At 54.3% G+C, this 16,617-nt stretch carries 13 protein-coding genes; 9 read left to right on the top strand and 4 right to left on the bottom strand.

All coding sequences use genetic code 11. The features are described from left to right. Window positions 1-3 precede the first annotated feature (3 nt). Complete coding sequence (locus RB_RS06180) at window positions 4-1,044, bottom strand: tyrosine-type recombinase/integrase (RefSeq protein WP_164921611.1); 1,041 nt, start codon at window positions 1,042-1,044, stop codon at window positions 4-6. A gap of 134 nt (window positions 1,045-1,178) precedes the next feature. Here RB_RS06180 and RB_RS06175 point away from each other — a divergent pair, with 134 nt between their 5' ends. The 8 genes from RB_RS06175 (at window position 1,179) to RB_RS06140 (ending at window position 8,894) form a co-directional block, all read left to right on the top strand. After that, window positions 1,179-1,667 carry a molybdate metabolism regulator gene (locus tag RB_RS06175; RefSeq protein WP_164921610.1) on the top strand — a complete coding sequence of 163 codons (489 nt, stop codon included), beginning with the start codon at window positions 1,179-1,181 and terminating at the stop codon, window positions 1,665-1,667. A gap of 1,721 nt (window positions 1,668-3,388) precedes the next feature. Beyond that, on the top strand, window positions 3,389-3,727 hold the full coding sequence (locus RB_RS06170) for an Asp23/Gls24 family envelope stress response protein (RefSeq protein WP_011119201.1): 339 nt from the start codon (window positions 3,389-3,391) through the stop codon (window positions 3,725-3,727). 241 nt (window positions 3,728-3,968) lie between these two features. Then, window positions 3,969-4,250, top strand: a complete 282-nt coding sequence (locus RB_RS06165; RefSeq protein WP_164921609.1) for a hypothetical protein — start codon at window positions 3,969-3,971, stop codon at window positions 4,248-4,250. A 594-nt stretch (window positions 4,251-4,844) separates the two neighbouring features. Further along, window positions 4,845-6,143: a family 16 glycosylhydrolase gene (locus RB_RS06160; protein WP_011119196.1), complete on the top strand. Its 1,299-nt coding sequence runs from the start codon at window positions 4,845-4,847 to the stop codon at window positions 6,141-6,143. A gap of 159 nt (window positions 6,144-6,302) precedes the next feature. Next, window positions 6,303-6,866 carry a hypothetical protein gene (locus tag RB_RS06155; protein ID WP_231846272.1) on the top strand — a complete coding sequence of 188 codons (564 nt, stop codon included), beginning with the start codon at window positions 6,303-6,305 and terminating at the stop codon, window positions 6,864-6,866. A 142-nt stretch (window positions 6,867-7,008) separates the two neighbouring features. Beyond that, window positions 7,009-7,359 (top strand): hypothetical protein, encoded by a 351-nt coding sequence (locus RB_RS06150; RefSeq protein ID WP_231846271.1) that lies wholly within the window; start codon window positions 7,009-7,011, stop codon window positions 7,357-7,359. Between the two features lie 336 nt (window positions 7,360-7,695). Further along, the gene (locus RB_RS06145; protein WP_164921607.1) at window positions 7,696-8,340 is read left to right on the top strand and encodes a hypothetical protein; all 645 of its coding nucleotides are present in this window, start codon (window positions 7,696-7,698) and stop codon (window positions 8,338-8,340) included. Window positions 8,341-8,441: 101 nt separating this feature from the next. After that, window positions 8,442-8,894 (top strand): hypothetical protein, encoded by a 453-nt coding sequence (locus RB_RS06140; protein WP_164921606.1) that lies wholly within the window; start codon window positions 8,442-8,444, stop codon window positions 8,892-8,894. 172 nt (window positions 8,895-9,066) lie between these two features. Here the strand turns inward: RB_RS06140 and RB_RS06135 are convergent, their stop codons facing one another. Then, the gene (locus RB_RS06135) at window positions 9,067-10,026 is read right to left on the bottom strand and encodes a hypothetical protein (protein ID WP_011119190.1); all 960 of its coding nucleotides are present in this window, start codon (window positions 10,024-10,026) and stop codon (window positions 9,067-9,069) included. 168 nt (window positions 10,027-10,194) lie between these two features. Next, window positions 10,195-11,466 (bottom strand): cytochrome-c peroxidase, encoded by a 1,272-nt coding sequence (locus RB_RS06130; RefSeq protein WP_164922745.1) that lies wholly within the window; start codon window positions 11,464-11,466, stop codon window positions 10,195-10,197. 356 nt (window positions 11,467-11,822) lie between these two features. On the opposite strand from RB_RS06130, the gene dnaE reads away from it, so the two are divergent. Next, on the top strand, window positions 11,823-15,422 hold the full coding sequence (dnaE, locus tag RB_RS06120; protein WP_011119187.1) for a DNA polymerase III subunit alpha: 3,600 nt from the start codon (window positions 11,823-11,825) through the stop codon (window positions 15,420-15,422). Between the two features lie 266 nt (window positions 15,423-15,688). Here dnaE and RB_RS06115 read toward each other — a convergent pair whose 3' ends face one another. Further along, window positions 15,689-16,225 (bottom strand): Spy/CpxP family protein refolding chaperone, encoded by a 537-nt coding sequence (locus RB_RS06115; protein ID WP_164921604.1) that lies wholly within the window; start codon window positions 16,223-16,225, stop codon window positions 15,689-15,691. Window positions 16,226-16,617: the final 392 nt, after the last annotated feature.

Below are 16,617 nucleotides of genomic sequence, written 5' to 3'. Positions count from 1 at the left end.
GGTTTACTCGCCGCTGCCAGGTAGACTACCGAACAGCCTTTCGATTTCTTCGCGAGCGTTGGCTTCGGCCGTATCCGTCAGATGCAGATAGACCATCGTGGTCTGCAGCGAAGAATGCCCCAAGTACTTTTGAATCACCTTCAGTCCCACGCCCGCTTCGAGCAAGTGCGTCGCATAGGAATGACGTAGCGTATGGATGCTGACCTTCTTGCCAAAGCGGAGGTTTTTCGTGATCTGCTTCATTGCTCCTTGAACGGCCGTTTCGCTCATCGGGGTCGTCGCTTCGCTGACGCCGTCTTTGGCGAGGTCATGCTTTCGTCCATCTGCCGGAAACAGAAAGCTTGGATGTCGATGACTGGCCCAGTAGTTTCGCAGAAGTCGAACGGTCGTCGTCGGCAGTGGCACGTACCGGTCCTTGGCTCCCTTGCCACGATGGACATGAACCCAGCCTCGCTCGGCGTCGATGTCACTGACCTGCAGATGCAACGCTTCATTGAGTCGGAGTCCCAGCGAATAGACAGTCCAGAAATAGACGAACATTCGCTGCGTGGTCGCTGAGCCGATCAGTTCATGAACCTGCTCGATCGTCAGCACCTCCGGCAACGTGGTGATGTTTTGGAGCTTGAGCATCTTGATAATTTCCCAGTCACGCTTGCAGGTGTGCGTGAAGAAGAACTTGATGCCCGAGAAGGCCACGCGGAGTGATCCATAAGCAAAGTTGCGATCGTTTTTCAGGTGTAAGAAGAACTGTCGCACATGCTGCTCGTTCACCTGGTCGGGACTGCAACCGGCGAAATCAGAGAGCTGCCTGACCGCTCGGATGTAGCCATCGTGAGTTCGTTTGGCCTTGCCGGTCAGGTGCAAGTCTTCGGAGAGTCTCAGGCGAAGACTTTCAGGGAAGTGGGATCCAGGTGCATCTTGCGAACCGTTTGAGCTAAACTTGGACATGTTGGTTTCCTTTTCAGGAGGAGTTGTTGAGCTGTTCCCAGCGAACAGCTCCTCCTGAAAGGATGCTTCCAACAATCCGCAACGCGCCCGTTCCACCACCAAACCGAAACCGCCGCGCTAGCGGCTTACTTGAACCATCCGATGCACCCGAGTCGGCGAGTCGGGCGTCTTGAAAATGGAAGATCTCTCGCGCCGACCGGGTGATCCGCAACGTTCTGCCACTGAATCATATGACTGAACACGACCCATTCAACGAACCGGAGACCGCCCATCCTCGCGCACGCGAACTGATGCGTGAGCCATTGTTCTGGGACTGCGTTGACGAGGGTGCACCGTTTGGGAGCGACGAGGGCAGCGACGCTTACTATGAATGGCGGAATTGGCGATCCGAGAATCCGGGTGCTCCTGTTACCGACTGCTTCGATTGGATTCTCGATGGGAATCTCGATGCCTACAATGAAACGCTGGCATCGGACGCGCAGATCGAGATTGACTTGGCTAATCCGGATGATGCGTTTCTCAGCGACCAATTCGATATGTTCACATTGGACACGACAATCATCGCAACCGGGCTTGGACAATTGATGGACGAGGGAAAGATCGACGAGGACGTAAAACCATTCATTTACGTGGCCATTAAACGGCAACGTAATCCTAAGGCTGGACACTACGATTCAACAACGCTTGATGCCATTGCTCGCGTGGTGGGCGAATCATGACCCAACCAAACCTGGCAGAACCATCGCATGCACGGGAGCGGCGGTGGCCAGTCGGTTTTGAAGTCAACGTCAACTCCCGCCGCCCCGTGATGCGGGTCGTTATTGCGACGAATTGGTTGACTGCTCGATTGTGCTGAACCGCTTCGCACATGGATGCCTTGCATCGCGTCCTTTGGTTGATCGCGAATTGTTGGCAGGAAAGTGCTGGTTGGAACGCGGAGTTGAGCATCGGCACCCGAGTTGGTTCTCAAGCTTCTTTTGTTGGGTTCACGGTTGATCGGCAATCACCAGTCACCCATCATTGCATTCGCAACGCCACTCGATCATTCCATCACAGGTCATCTTCTCGGCTTGGTTGGCTTTGCATCAATTCCAGCTTCGTTGTTTCGCCATCCGGCCTGTCGTACAATTTCACATCATCTGACGGTGCCCGGCCATTCCGCCGCGCACGCAATAACCAATGCATGCTGCGGAGTGGCGGTGGAGACCTTCAACAAGTGGAAATCTGGCTTCCGCCACCACGCAGATGCTTCCCGTTCGCCAACTGAAGCCTATGCAAGCTTTCGCCGGACTCGACTTTCACGCTGGCGCACGCTACTGCATGCACGTTCCAACGCTTCGCGACGGCGTCGCGCTAGCCTCCACATTGGCAGATTCCGTCGATTTCGAACTTGCAATTGCTCCGATTCACGTTGCTACGATGCCTGAGCGAGACTCATGGATCCGTCGTGCGTTCCGCCCAACTTCACCCGTCCGATGGCTGGCGAAACGAGCCCACTGGACCGTTCAACTTGCCGCCCAAGAGATCTCAGCGTTGCCCATCCCAGTCCCAGATCAATTTCGCTGCATGGCAATGAACCCACGACAATTCCTTGCTTTTCTGGGAGCATCAGCGGGAGAACCTAAAACGTTGATCTACCAAACCGATGGGATGGACCCGCTAGGTTTATCCAGCCTTCACTCATTTGCGTGTGATCACTTCACGACTGGTACGCTCATTCACTGTACTTCGCAACCGATCGGGTCATGCCCACTCGCTCCGCGATGCGTTTCTATCGAATGGTGATTCTCAGGTGAGTGGCGAACCATGCGATGAACCGAAGTCGCGGAGTCGTCATTGTTGACAATGGAAAACCAATCGCCGCGACTCGGTTATCGCGGTCGTTCCGCAACGAAGACCAACACTCGTGATTGACAATGCTCGAACTCCAATGCCCGAGCTTGTGCTCGAATGATGGCGCAGACATTGATCATTCGTTTCTCGAAACGAGACTTGAACTGACGTGAAGCTCGTCTGGCTCGCAAACCGCAGATCAAATGACGACACGCTGCCGACCGACTTGACGGCTGATGCCGGACATCGCCAACCGCTGCCAATATTGGCGGCGACTGACAACCAACGCCTGCAATATTGCAATGCTCGAAGTGCCGACTGAAAATGGCGGGACGGATTGACCCACGGCGTGTTGACAGTGTTACCATCAAGCCAACGGCGTTCGAGACTCAAAGCGTCGCCCACCGTAAAAGCGGAACCATTCGATGCACGTGAGTCGCCTCGTTTAGCTTTTTGAAGTGGTTGATCGTCCGTGGCGACCACGTGATCGATACCGTTCGTCGTGAATGTTTGATTCTGTTTGGCACGCATTCGTTCTCGGCGTCCAACTGATCGGCAACAAGTTCCCTACCGTCACTGACCCTAGCCAAGAACGACATGGTGTGCGATGACCAATCCTTACGCCCCCTCGCGTGCGTCTACGGATGTTGAACGTGACGACCGCGTGCGTCAAATGCGCATACAAGGTCTGGTCTTGCTGTTGATTGGATCAATCGCGGGATTTGTGGCACTCTGGTTTATTTTCTCCGCGTTTGATCTTCGCCGCGCTTTTCCGGACCTTACGGACCGCGGCCCCTACGCTGACCCGGATTGGCCAAAAACTCAAATGCAATGGTTCGTGATTTGGATCGGCGGCGCGTCGGTTCTCGCAATCCTACTGTTGATTGCAGGCTATCGTCGGTTTGCCTATGCTAGAACCAAATACAGAGCGTTGACCAACACCTAGCCCAATATCGCGACGAACCATGCGTTGCACCGAAGCGGCGGTGGTGCGGTTTAGTGAAATGGAAGAATCTCTCCCGCCGCTCGGTGAACGCGGCCGTTCGTCAACAAGGGCAGGATTCCGAATCGAACCTCGCTACTTTCCATGAACGGATTCAATGAGAAAATATCTCCGATTTAGTACTCGAACCATGCTGTTTGCCGCTACGGTCGTGGCGATGGCCTTGTGCTGGATTCGTTGGCCGATGATGACCGCCTCGTCGTTTGTTGCAAACCCAGACGTCCCTACGGACAGGATCATTGTCGATTTCGACACCCTCGATGAACAGATTGAACGAATTCGGTTTTTCGCATCTGACGAACGCAATTCAGGGGTCGAACTCAAGGCCTTCAACCGCACGTTCGTGGACGTGCTGCTCGGAGTACAGCACTTTGATTACGGAATGTATGATGTAACTGCTCGACGCGGTAAGGTTGCGGTTTACGGGCCATACTTTAGCTTTGGGGCTGGGAAGATTCGGCGATGACACCTGGACCTGAGATTGAAAACGTGACGAACCATCCGATGCACGGGAGCGGCGAAGTCAACGACATTGAAATTGAGAATCTTTCGTCGCCGCCCCGTGATCGGTGACGTTATTGCGACGAATTGGTTGACTGCTCGATTGTGCTGAACCGCTTCGCACATGGATGCCTTGCATCGCGTCCTTTGGTTGATCGCGAATTGTTGGCAGGAAAGTGCTGGTTGGAACGCGGAGTTGAGCATCGGCACCCGAGTTGGTTCTCAAGCTTCTTTTGTTGGGTTCACGGTTGATCGGCAATCACCAGTCACCCATCATTGCATTCGCAACGCCACTCGATCATTCCATCACAGGTCATCTTCTCGGCTTGGTTGGCTTTGCATCAATTCCAGCTTCGTTGTTTCGCCATCCGGCCTGTCGTACAATTTCACATCATCTGACGGTGCCCGGCCATTCCGCCGCGCACGCAATAACCAATGCATGCTGCGGAGTGGCGGTGGAGACCTACAACAAGTGGAGATCCCGTTTCCGCCACCCGCAGATGCTTCCCGTTCGTCAGTTTGCGTACCCTAGCCGCAGTCCAGATCTAAACGAGATTTTATGATTAAACACCTTTGCACCGTTCTCTGCTTTGTGTTGGCGCAAGGAAATCCGTTGGCTGCACAAGAGCATCCTTTTTCCGATCCGACTAACGATGGCGAATGGGTGCTGAATACATCTGTCAGCGATGAGTTCGATGGGAGTGTTCTAAATCTCGACAAGTGGGACAATCTTGGGCTCAACGGAAATTATTACGGCGAGTGGAAAGGCAGAGCTCCTTCTCAATACGATTCCGCAAACGTCTTCGTCGGCGGTGGACATTTGACATTGACCTCAAGATGGGACCCTGACTTTCAGTTTTCAAAGACGGCTGGGAGCAATGGGTTCAAATATGGCCAGCCTGCACCGGTGACCACAGCCTGCGTCGTAAGCAAGGCCAGGTTTAAATACGGGTACATGGAAATGAGATGCAAAGCGGCTGACGGACCAATTTCAAGTTCGTTCTGGACGACTGGCCATGGTGGTGAAATCGATGTGTTTGAGCACTTTGGGGAGAAGCCCAACGACGCTTTTTCATCCAAACGTTTTCACACGTCGTTCCATGACTGGCGAAAAGGGTCTTTGACATTTGGTAAGCGAATTTGGACGAACGATCATCAGCTCGACTTCCGGGTCGCTGATGATTTTCATATCTATGGTCTCCATTGGGCCGAAGATTTCGTCAAAATATACGTGGATGGTATCTTAGTAAATTGTGTAACCAAAGATGAAATGGGGGACAATTGGGTTGCCACAGATGAACAAAAAGTTTGGATAGATTCGGAAACGTTCGATTGGGAGGTAAGGCCCGAATTTTTGAAAGCAAGTGATTTTGGCGATGGCCAACAGTTTGTAATTGACTACTGCCGGATCTGGCAGAGCAGCAAGGCGCTAAGGTGGGTATTGCGACCCAACCTCATTAGCAATCCTGGATTTGAAGAGGGTTTGATTGGGTGGCAAGGATCAGCGGTGGCTGGCGAAGACGTACGTTCAGGGCGTGGTTCCGCAGTCATGGAATCGAGTGGGACGATCCACCAGACGGTGCCCGTAAAACCAAATACAACCTATATACTTTCGGGTTGGGTAAGTTCGCCAAAAACAAATGGAAAAGACTTGTGGTACAACGCTTACTTAGGGGTTCGAAGTTATGGAGGCGAAGAAACCAAGGCAAGATTCTTCTTCCCGTATTTTCATCAAAAGAGCCTTCAATTCCGAACAGGCCCAGAGGCATCAAAGGCAATCATATTTTTTACGAACAATCCTCAAGATCAAAAGGCTTTCATCGACGACATCTCGTTAGTAGAGGCCGAACAGCCATGAATTTGTCCACCATTCGATGCGAACCACTAACTGACGAACAAAGTGTTGCACCAAAGCCGCGGAGCCGAGCGGTTTCCAATTGAGACTCGTTCACCGCGGCTTGGTGAACCCTGTCGTTATTCGACTGGGACCCTCTTGAGACAAAGTATGAATCGGACATTGATCTTCATCGCGTCCATTGTCGCTCCAACCATTGCTCGGGCGGCGGACATAGGAACGACGTACGCCTTTACACCTGATCTCGCACTTGAAGGCAACCCAGCAATGGCTTCTTTGGACTTTCCAGAGATCATCGCGTTGAACATTGCAATTGTCGCTGCGGTATCTCTTATGACGTATTATTGGTGGCGGCATCCGGTTGATTGCAAGATGCCGTCGAACGTTGATGACACATGGGCATTCGCGTCGCTCAACTACTTCGGCGCGGAATACCCTAGGCGTACGTTCGCGTACAAGTTCATAGCCAAGTTTCCGACCAATTGGCCACTTGCGATCCAAATGACCGGTCTAGTTTTGTCTTCCATTCTTGTGGTCGGCAGCTGCATGGCAGTCTTTTCCTGGTTCGCGGTGCACGACTGGCATCTGCTCTGGTACCGCAAGGCGTATTTTCGCACTCACTTTGCATTCCCGTACTTGCTACTTTTGCCGGTCTACCTTGCTGCTACAGCGATGTACTTCAGGGCTGAGCATGCTCGAATCCACACAAAGCTGAACAACGAATAACCAAGCCATTCAACGGAGTGGCGTGTCAGGCGTTTTGGCAATGGTTGAATCTCTCGTCGCCACCCGCTGATGGCCAACGTTATCCGACTGAATCATGACCGCATATGAGACCGTAGATTGGACCCCAATCAGCGAAACAGATTTGCTTAAACTGATTGCCGACGAAACCCCTCAACACAACGCATCGGCCAAACGTCTTTGGGACGCGATTCGCATTCAACCAGTCAAATGGCAACTTCACCCATGGGGTGACCTCGGCGGTGGGTTTTGGGTCGTCGCCATTTTCGGCCAAACGGTGGTTTGGTACAACGATATCGAGGATGGGTTCAATACCTCGCCTTGGACGACTCCGGGGCTCATTGATGCGTACTTCTGCGATCAGGCTGATTTGCGGTACGTGCTTTCGTACCTTTCTGACTCGTTACTCGGCGGCACCGCGTTGCCTCCAAAACTCGGCCCTCCGCGACCGGGTGTGATTGGCGGACAACCATGACATGCACGCGTAGCGGTAGCGTAGTACTGCTTCGCATTCCAACCTTGCTGGCGTTCACATCCCACTTAATCCTGCCGGACAACTTCAAAGCACGTTTGCAGACTCACCATTCATTCTTGCCGACCTGCTTCGATGCCACGCGGCGTGGCGGTTACAGATCCACGGACGAGCCTCGGTCATCGCGATCATTCGTCGGAATCGAGATCAGATCGTTTCGACAGGCTGTTGATTTATTGAGCCGCACCGCGTTAGCGGCGGTTGATTAGACGCCAACCGGGGCTAACGCCCAACGGCTAATGATTGTCATTCGGTATGCGACTAAATCAACAGCCTGTTATGCTATCTACCGCAGACATCAACGACTTGTCGAAGAAACGCATGTGGACGATGGTCCTCGCTGCGTCCGTCGGTGTTGCGGTCATGCTCGCATATTTTGCGGTGGTCGCCGCGTGGCGGGACTCTTTGGTGGCTGCCGCGAGGCAAAACTTTAGTGAAACGACCGCTGACATTCTGCCATTCGTGTTGATCCTTCCTTCAGTTGGATTCTTTCTCACCGCGTTGATTTGGGGTGAACACAGATCCAAACGCTACGCACTGATGTGCCCCAACTGCAACACGGACCTATCCCGGTCCATGAAGCGATTGGCTGCGACAAGGTGCTGCAACTCTTGCGGTAAGCAAATCGTGGAAGGATCACGAACACATGGTCCGGGAGTATTTGCGAGACGATCCCGAATCGAGCAACGGAAGTTTCTCGTTTACTGGTTTTGGATTTGGCCGATATCGGGTTCGCTGATGCTTGGCTACCACTGGCTATCCCCGATCGGATTCGAGGACTGTCCGCAGATGCTTTTCATGCCGGGACTCATCGGCACGGCGGCTACTGGATGGGCATTCGCTCGAACGCTGGACAAACGCTATCTTCCACAGTTTGTCGGGTCTGCTGTGGTTCTTTGCATGGGTTTCAACGCGTTTTGGTGATAGCAAAGCAGAGACGAACAAGGTGATGTGCCGAATTCGCAGTTATCTCGTCTTTGACAATCAAAACGATTTGCCGCAACACCACCATTTTTGATCTCCAAATGGATGCTGCTCGCTTCTGCATTGAACGCCCCGCAAGCAAGCTGCGTTTTTACGTCGGATTGGCGGTTTTCGGATGTTCGACGGTTGTTTGGTTTCTGATGGGCATGGCAGATACGAAGCTTTGGATGTCATACCCGCTCGCGGTGATTCATTTGGTTGCTTTGGTCGTCATCGCTGTCAGCAGACCGAGTGCAAAAGTTGTCATTGAACGTGACACGATTGCTTGGTTCGGGGACGGACTATTTTGGCCCACTTCCAACCTGGTCTCGTTTATCGAAATAGAATCCGTGGAATTGCAGGTGTCTGGCGATCGCCAGTTGATACTGCTGCACAATCGGTTTTCCGATCCTTGGGTGATCCGTGACAATTGCTTCACCGATGCGAGGGCGATCCTGGCGGCCATCCGCGAACTTCAACCGTCGCTGCCAATCTCTGACCGGGAAATGTCATGACAGCGAAGAGCGGTGGCTTTCAGTCACAGGACGAACGCATGAAATGCAGGCAGAGACTCGAATTCTCGCTTGCATGCCGATTGTCGGCGTGCGGCGGCCTAGGACATGCACACTTATGTTTGGTGTGGCCCGTTCCAGTGGACTTGGCAAGAAGAACTCTCAAGTTGCCTGTCTAGCGGAACCATTGGGCCAGTGCGGTTGCGTGCAGTTGTTCGTATGCGTTGACGGTTGTTGACTCATTCACGTCAGGCCGCAAGAACTCTGAGATCATCTGATCGGTTTGGTCGACTTTGCTTTCGATGCGGTGCATCCACAAAGACTTCAGCGTCCCGATGCTGTCGAAGAGGTCCGCTCGCATCATCATCATGACGCTGTCAGCGACACCTTGATTCGCTGCCGGCAAGGACGCTTGCTTAGCCACATGCTTTTGGAAGCCTTCCGTCATCGCGGCGCGAGTCAGCCAAGCGACTGTTTCGTGCGATGGCGTCGTGCTGCATTCTCTCGCGGCGGTCGCGTGTGACCGGGTCCGGGTGAGATCCATTCCGAACCGCGTTAATTCAGCATCGTAGGCAGAGATGCTGCCGACCAAGACATCGATCCATCGCTCGGTGACGCGTCGCAATCGATTCAGCCGAACCGCGTCGGTCACGCTGCATCCGCGACGATCCAGAATCGCCCACTGGACTCGGTTGCGTGCTTCCAAGTGTGACAAATGGATCGCTTGCGTGATTGGCGAACATTCGTCCGTTCCATTTCGCCGATCGATGCCGTCGCCAATCGCGGCGACCACGCGTGTCAGCACTTCGCTGGCCAGAATTTCTTCCAGCACACCCATGTGGTCCGTCCACCAGCATCGCATGCGGTAGAAGTCACCGGTTGATTTGACGCGATTGAATCTCGCCATGACTTGATGCCACAAGTCCAACCGATTTCTCGATGCAGACCAGTACTGCGCAATCGCTTCAGGCGAAATCGGTCGGCGCTGCAACAGCATCGCTGGCCCATGATAGGCCAGGACGGAAGCAAGTTCGGTTAGCTGAACAACGTGCATGCAGAGACACTGGTAACAAGTCGGAAGACCGCCGCGGTCGAACCGATACCGAATTGCAGACGCCGCGCCGTCAGGCCACACTCACCAGTGTTTTCATCGCAAGTCACTGCCAACGAGCGACTTACGAAAAACAGATCCGCCGGATCGCCGCCACGCACCACTTGCAACGTTGTAAAAACGCCACACGAAGTGGAATCCTTGCAACACACAACGTGGTCGATACGAGGACGGCCCCAGAATGCGCTGACGCTATTCGGCCGTCGCGGAATGCCCCGGAGGATCGTCCGAGCCAGTCCGCACGAATGGATCGCTCCACTTTTCGTCCGTCAGAATCGTGCGATCGGTCAGCGTTTTCAGGAACGCGACCAGAGCCACCTTGGGCACTTCGGGCAACCCCATCCCATTGGCGGAAAAGTTCTTCAGTCGTCCGTCCAAGTTCGGGTGCGGCTTGATGCTCCAGTTGTAATGCTCGACGACTTGGTCCAGCGTATGGAATCGTCCGTCGTGCATGAACGGTCCGGTCAGTTCAACGTTGCGAAGCGACGGAGACTTGAAGCGCCCGCGATCCATTTCGGCACTGCTGATCGCACCCACACCCAAGTCAACCTCGTCCGTGTCCGCATCGACGCCGTTGACGGCTGGAGTCGTCATGGTGAAGAACGCTGTTTGTCGAGGCGGTCGCTTCGACGAATCGTACGGTTCGTCAGGACGATGGGGGTTGAAAGGCAACGCGTTGCTCATGTGACAAGACGCACAATTGGCTCGACGAAGGAAAACGTCCTTTCCCAAGTTCTCTTGTTCGGTGAAGTTTGGGAACGGTCTGCGATATGAACCGGATTTCGCCAAACCAATGTCATACTTCGATTGAAAGGAAACGATCGAGCGAACAAATTGTGCCAACGCTTTGGCGACTCGATCGACCGTGACATCCGACGACCCAAACGCGTTGATGAACAGAGGCGGGTAGATTGGGTCCGACGCTAACTGTGGAATCAACTTGTCCAGATCATGCCCCATCTCGATCGGGTTTTCGATCGGCATCAAGACTTGTTGTTCCAACGTGCGAGCACGCTCGTCCCAAAAGAAGCGACCTCGTTGATAGAAACGAGCGTTCACGAGACTCATCGAATTGCGAGCAACCTTCTTCCCGTCAAAGCCAACGCTCAGCGGTTCGTCATCGGTGAATGACAATTCTTGCTTGTGACAGGAGGCACACGAAACCGTTCCGTTGGCCGATAGCGATTTGTCGTAGAACAACACGCGTCCAAGCGTCGCACCATGATCGGTCAGCGGATTGTCCGGCGGAGTGTTGTCAAAGCGTTCCACTGCGGACTGAAAGTGTTCCGGCCAATCAATGTCGCTGTAGTTAAACGGCTTGTCCGGCAGATTCAGCGCACGCGTTTCTGCTGCACCGCCCTGCCCCGCCACATTCGACTTGCTCGCGAGCGGCTCCGCCGCGAGACCAACCGCGCCGCATGTGAGCAACCAACCCGACCAACAAACAGCGAGAAGCAAGCACACCGCCCTGCCCCGCTCCGTTCGCGAAACAGACCTTACGAAATGCGTGTTCGTGATGATTGGCATCGTGGCGTTTTCTATGGGAAGCAACTTTGATCCCGCGAGTTTAGCATTTCCACCAGCCTTTTTCGCGGGTCGTTGCATGTGGAATGACCACCACACCGCCCTGCCCCGCCGCGGAATGGGGTGATTGGCTGGCGGATGGCATGCGTCATCAAGTTTGCAAAATCGCGACAATCGGTGGCCAAAACGCTGGCAAACGGGGCAGAAATTTGCAATCGCCAAATGCGAGTTTCTCTCGGCTGGCTCAGCGGGTACAAACGTTGGCTGACGCGCACCCTCGAAAAGGATTTTGCTGAATGTCGGATACGATCATCGCTCCCGAAATGAACATTGAAGCGGCGACGGAAATTCCCGAAACCAAACCGTTTGTTCACCTCCACTGTCACAGCCACTACAGCCTGCTCGATGGAGCCGGTGACATTGGAAAATTGGTCAAGCGAGCCGTTGATCATGGAATGAATGCGCTGGCACTGACCGACCACGGCAACCTGCACGGCGCGCTCGAGTTCTATCGCAAGGCAAAAGACGCTGGCATCAATCCGATCATCGGATACGAAGCTTACATCGCTCCGGGAAGTCGATTCGACAAGGGCGGAGCAAGCAGCAGCAAAGCGGCGAGCTATCACCTGACACTGTTGGCTCAGAACCGAACCGGGTTCAAGAACCTGATCAAGCTGGCGTCGGCCGCGTCGCTCGAAGGTTTTTACTTCAAGCCGCGAATCGATAAAGAAATTCTTGAGAAGTACAACGAAGGCATCGTGTGCTTGTCCGGATGCGTCAGCAGCGAATTCAGCCGCGCGATTCTGAAAGGGATTCAAACCAAAGAGCACGAAGAAGAAGCCAAGAAGATTGCGGGTTGGTTCCACAAGGTCTTCGGCGATCGTTACTTCATCGAGATCATGAACAACGACGTCGACATCCAGCGAACCCAGCTCGAAGGTGCCGTCGACATCGCCAACAAGATGGGATTGCCGTTGGTTGCGACAAGCGATTGCCACTACGTCAATCAAGAGGACGCGGAAGCACAAGACATCATGTTGTGCATCAACACCGGTCGATTCCGAACCGACAACACGCGGATGAAGATGGAGAACGATCAGTTCTTTCTTCGCAGTCCGCAACAGATGTACGAGAAGTTCCCGGGATTGGAAGACGCGGTCGGTCGCAGCCAAGAGATCGCCGACACGGTCGACATTCAGCTGGAGTTCAACAAGTACTTCTTCCCGAGCTTCCCCTGCCCCGACGAGCTGACGCCGCTGGATTACCTGCGGAAGCTTTGCGAGCAGGGATTGATGGAGCGATACGAAGGCGACGACGAGCGAATCATCGATGGGAAGCTATCCGACGAAGTGATGGCTCGTCTGGACCGCGAATTGGACGTGATCGAGAAGCTCGGTTACCCAACGTACTTCCTGATCGTTTGGGATTTCGTCAACCACGCTCGTGACATCGGTATCAGCGCCACGGCTCGGGGTTCCGGGGTCGGGGCGATCGTGTGTTATGCGCTTTACATGTCGCACGTTTGTCCGCTGCGATATGACTTGCTGTTTGAACGATTCCTCGATGAATCGCGAACCGAGCCACCCGATATCGATATCGACTTCGAAAAAGAACGTCGGATCGAGGTCATCGACTATGTGAAAGAACGTTACGGCAGCGAGATGGTCTGCCAGATCGGGACGTTTGGAACGCTTGCGGCAAAGGCCGCGATCAAGGACACCGGTCGCGCACTTGGCATTCCGCTATCGCGTGTCAATCAAATCACGGAATTGGTGCCCGATGAGCTGAAGATCACCATCGCGAAGTCGCTCGAGAAGAGCGCCGACCTGAAGATGATCTACGACGGCGACCCGGAAATCCGCGAGCTGCTCGATCTGGCGATGAAGATCGAAGGCTTGGCTCGCAACGTCGGTACACACGCCGCCGCCGTTGTGATCGCCGACAAACCGTTGACCGAATACGTGCCGCTTGGCCGCGTCCCCGGAAAGCAGGATGTGATCACGCAGTGGGCGATGGTCGACGTGGAAGCGTCCGGTTTGCTGAAGATGGACTTTCTTGGTCTTCGCAACCTGACGATCCTTTCACGAACGGTGAAGTTGGTCGAGCAAACGACCGGCACCACCATCGATCCACTGAAGTTTCCGCTGGATGACAAACCTTCCTACGCCTTGCTGCAACGCGGCGAAACCAAGGGTGTCTTTCAGCTTGAGTCCGGCGGTATTCGCGATTTGCTTCAGCGGATGAAGCCCGACACGTTCAACGACATCATCGCGACGGCGGCGTTGTATCGTCCCGGTCCGCTCGAGGGCGGGATGGTCGATGACTACGTCAACATCAAGCACGGGCGGCAGCAACCGGAGTACAAGCACCCGGTCTTGAAAGAGATCTTGGAAGAGACCAACTCGATCATGGTCTACCAAGAGCAGGTGATGCGGATTCTCAACCGCCTCGGTGACGTGCCGCTGGCCAAAGCGTACACGTGTATTAAGGCAATTAGTAAAAAAAAGCAGGCACTGATCGATGCCAACCACGATGTTTTCATCGCCGGTTCGATCAAGAACGGTTTGGCGGAAAAGGACGCCGAGGATATTTGGAACCTGATCGTCAAGTTTGCCGGTTACGGTTTCAACAAATCGCACTCGACCGCGTACGCTTTGGTTGCGTACCAAACGGCGTATTTGAAAGCCCACTACCCCGTGGAGTTCATGGCAGCGTTGCTGTCCAGCGACATCTCGGGGCGGAACTTCAAACGCAAGGACGCGCTCGTCGAGCACATGGAAGATTGCGATCGGATGGACATCGAGGTTCTGCCTCCCAATGTCAATCAATCCGACGCTGACTTCGGCGTGCTGGACGGCAAGATCCCGTTTGCACTGTCGGCGATCAAAGCTTGTGGTGGATCCACGGCAATCAGTATCGAAGAGGAACGCAAGAAGAACGGTCCATTCAAAGACATCTTCGATTTCTGCGAACGAGTTGATCCGCACGACTGTAACCGCAGTTCGATCGAAACATTGATCAAGGCCGGCGCATTTGATTGCTTTGGCGCGAAACGCAGCCAATTGGCGTCCGTGCTGGAACGTGCCATGCAAGCGGGAGCCAAGGTTCAAGCTGACAAGAAGACCGGCCAAGCCAGCTTCTTCGATGCATTCGATGAAGAAGTTGACGCTGATTCCAACGGCGAGTCCAGCGCCGCGGTTCCATTGCCCGACATCGAAGAATGGCCCGATCGCGAAAAGTTGTTGGCTGAAAAGGAAGTCCTCGGGTTCTATCTGGACAGTCATCCGCTCGCCGAGTTTGAAAACAAGCTGGCGACGTTCCGCACGCACACCACCGAGTCCATGGCGGATTGCAAAGACCGCGACGAGGTCATCGTGGGTGGGATGATCAGCAGCATCAAAATCGCTCACACCAAAAACCCAAAACCGGGTGCACCCAGCAAGTACGCCAACTTTGATTTGGAAGACATGGCCGGCAGCGTCCGCTGCATTTGTTGGCCAAAGGGGTTCGCGGTTTGTGGTGAACGAATTCAACCCGATGCCGTGGTGTTGGCCAAAGCCAAGGTTGACCGTCGCGGAGGCGGCGATGAAATCAACTTGATCATCGACGAATTGACGCCGCTGGACGAACTGGATTCACGCTACACGCACGGGATCCGGATCCGTTTGGACGAAGCCGAGCACGACGAAAAGACGGTGTCCAACGTTCGCGAAATTGTTCGCGGCTACCCGGGCAACAAAGATTTGTTGTTGGCAATGCAATTGTGCGAAGGAGAGACGGTGCACTTCAAAGCCGACAAGTTCCGAGTCGACATCACGCCGCAGCTTCGCGAACGCCTGGACGATCTGCTCGGGACCGGCCACTACAAACTGCTGATGAGCAAACCGAAACGTTGACCTGCGGCCGAATGGCTCTTGCTTCACCCTCCCTCAGGGAGGGTCGGCCCGCTTCGGGCCGGGGAGGGCGAACCTAAAACCCGGTGTGTAGCCCTCCCCTCGCTTCGCTCGACCCTCCCAGGGGGAGGGCGAATCCGTAAAGTAAGTGCCATTCACTTGCGGCCCAGTGGCCTTGAGTCCCTGAGGCTCTTTCCAATTCCCAAACAAAAACCACGCGTGCCGAAAGCAGCCCGCGTGGTCAGAATTGATCGTGTGGTCAGCCTGACTCAGGCGTCTTTCTTCTTGCCTTTGCCCTTTCCTTGTTTCTTGCCTTTGCCCTCACCGCGTTCTTTAGCGGCGGACATTTGCTTGCGGGCTTGTTCTGGCAACGCTTCCATCTGTTCGGGGGTCAGCATGCCCGCCACCGAGGCGCGGAGTGAGCGAACTGCTTTTTGTTGCTTGCTGAACAAGGCCTGCTCTTCTTCACTAAAGCCTTCGTTCAGTTTCGCGGCCATTTCCTTGCCCTCCAGACCGGCTTCCCGAGCTTCTTTCTGAGCGTCGTTTCGCTTCTTCATCAGTTCGGGGGTCAGGCCTTCCTCCCGCAGATCCTTGACTTGTGAGGTGAAGCTTTTCTTGGCTTCGTTCCATTTCTCTTTCTGCTCGTCGGTCAATTCGACCTTCTCGAGCAATTTGGCAACGTTCCCGGCCATCCATGCACCGGCGTCCCGATTTCCGGCCCGCTTTTTCTTTCCTTCGGGTTTGTCGTCCGCGGACGCAGTGGTAGCCAAACAAGCAATCAAGGCCAACGCAATCAAGTGTTTCATCCAAGTATCTCCAGGAGAGGAAGGGGGCGATGGTGAAGAATGTACCGTCATCAAACCCGTGCGGGTGATTAAGTTCCGCAAAACCGTCACAACCCGACCGGAAGTTGCGATCTCGAACGCCGGAATTGGTTGCAGATTCGGCTCGGGAACTTTCTGGTCTCATTTTGCATCCAATCGCCGGTGAAAGTCATCTGAACCGGATGACCGTCATGACCGTCACGCAGCGACATAAACCCTGTCAGAACAGCGTTTTTCGTTGCTTTGCGAGGCACCCCAAGTACACTCGACCCCCGCGGCCAAGCCCCAATTGCGCAGCCGCTGCAACTTATCCCAACTGCCAAAAACGAGCTTTTTCTCTGACTTTGGCATCCATTTTCGCTACTTCCCCCGCA

Origin of the sequence: Rhodopirellula baltica SH 1 (genome assembly GCF_000196115.1) — a bacterium.
Classification (GTDB): Bacteria; Planctomycetota; Planctomycetia; order Pirellulales; family Pirellulaceae; genus Rhodopirellula; species Rhodopirellula baltica.
This window is presented reverse-complemented; position numbering and strand designations above follow the sequence as displayed.

What these genes read in the sequence shown, in the direction of transcription:
- RB_RS06175 (WP_164921610.1), top strand. Translation starts at nt 1,179, where the DNA reads ATGACTGAACACGACCCATTCAACGAACCGGAGACCGCCCATCCTCGC.
- RB_RS06170 (WP_011119201.1), top strand. Translation starts at nt 3,389, where the DNA reads ATGACCAATCCTTACGCCCCCTCGCGTGCGTCTACGGATGTTGAACGT.
- RB_RS06165 (WP_164921609.1), top strand. Translation starts at nt 3,969, where the DNA reads ATGATGACCGCCTCGTCGTTTGTTGCAAACCCAGACGTCCCTACGGAC.
- RB_RS06160 (WP_011119196.1), top strand. Translation starts at nt 4,845, where the DNA reads ATGATTAAACACCTTTGCACCGTTCTCTGCTTTGTGTTGGCGCAAGGA.
- RB_RS06145 (WP_164921607.1), top strand. Translation starts at nt 7,696, where the DNA reads ATGCTATCTACCGCAGACATCAACGACTTGTCGAAGAAACGCATGTGG.
- RB_RS06140 (WP_164921606.1), top strand. Translation starts at nt 8,442, where the DNA reads ATGGATGCTGCTCGCTTCTGCATTGAACGCCCCGCAAGCAAGCTGCGT.
- dnaE (WP_011119187.1), top strand. Translation starts at nt 11,823, where the DNA reads ATGTCGGATACGATCATCGCTCCCGAAATGAACATTGAAGCGGCGACG.
- RB_RS06115 (WP_164921604.1), bottom strand. Translation starts at nt 16,225, where the DNA reads ATGAAACACTTGATTGCGTTGGCCTTGATTGCTTGTTTGGCTACCACT.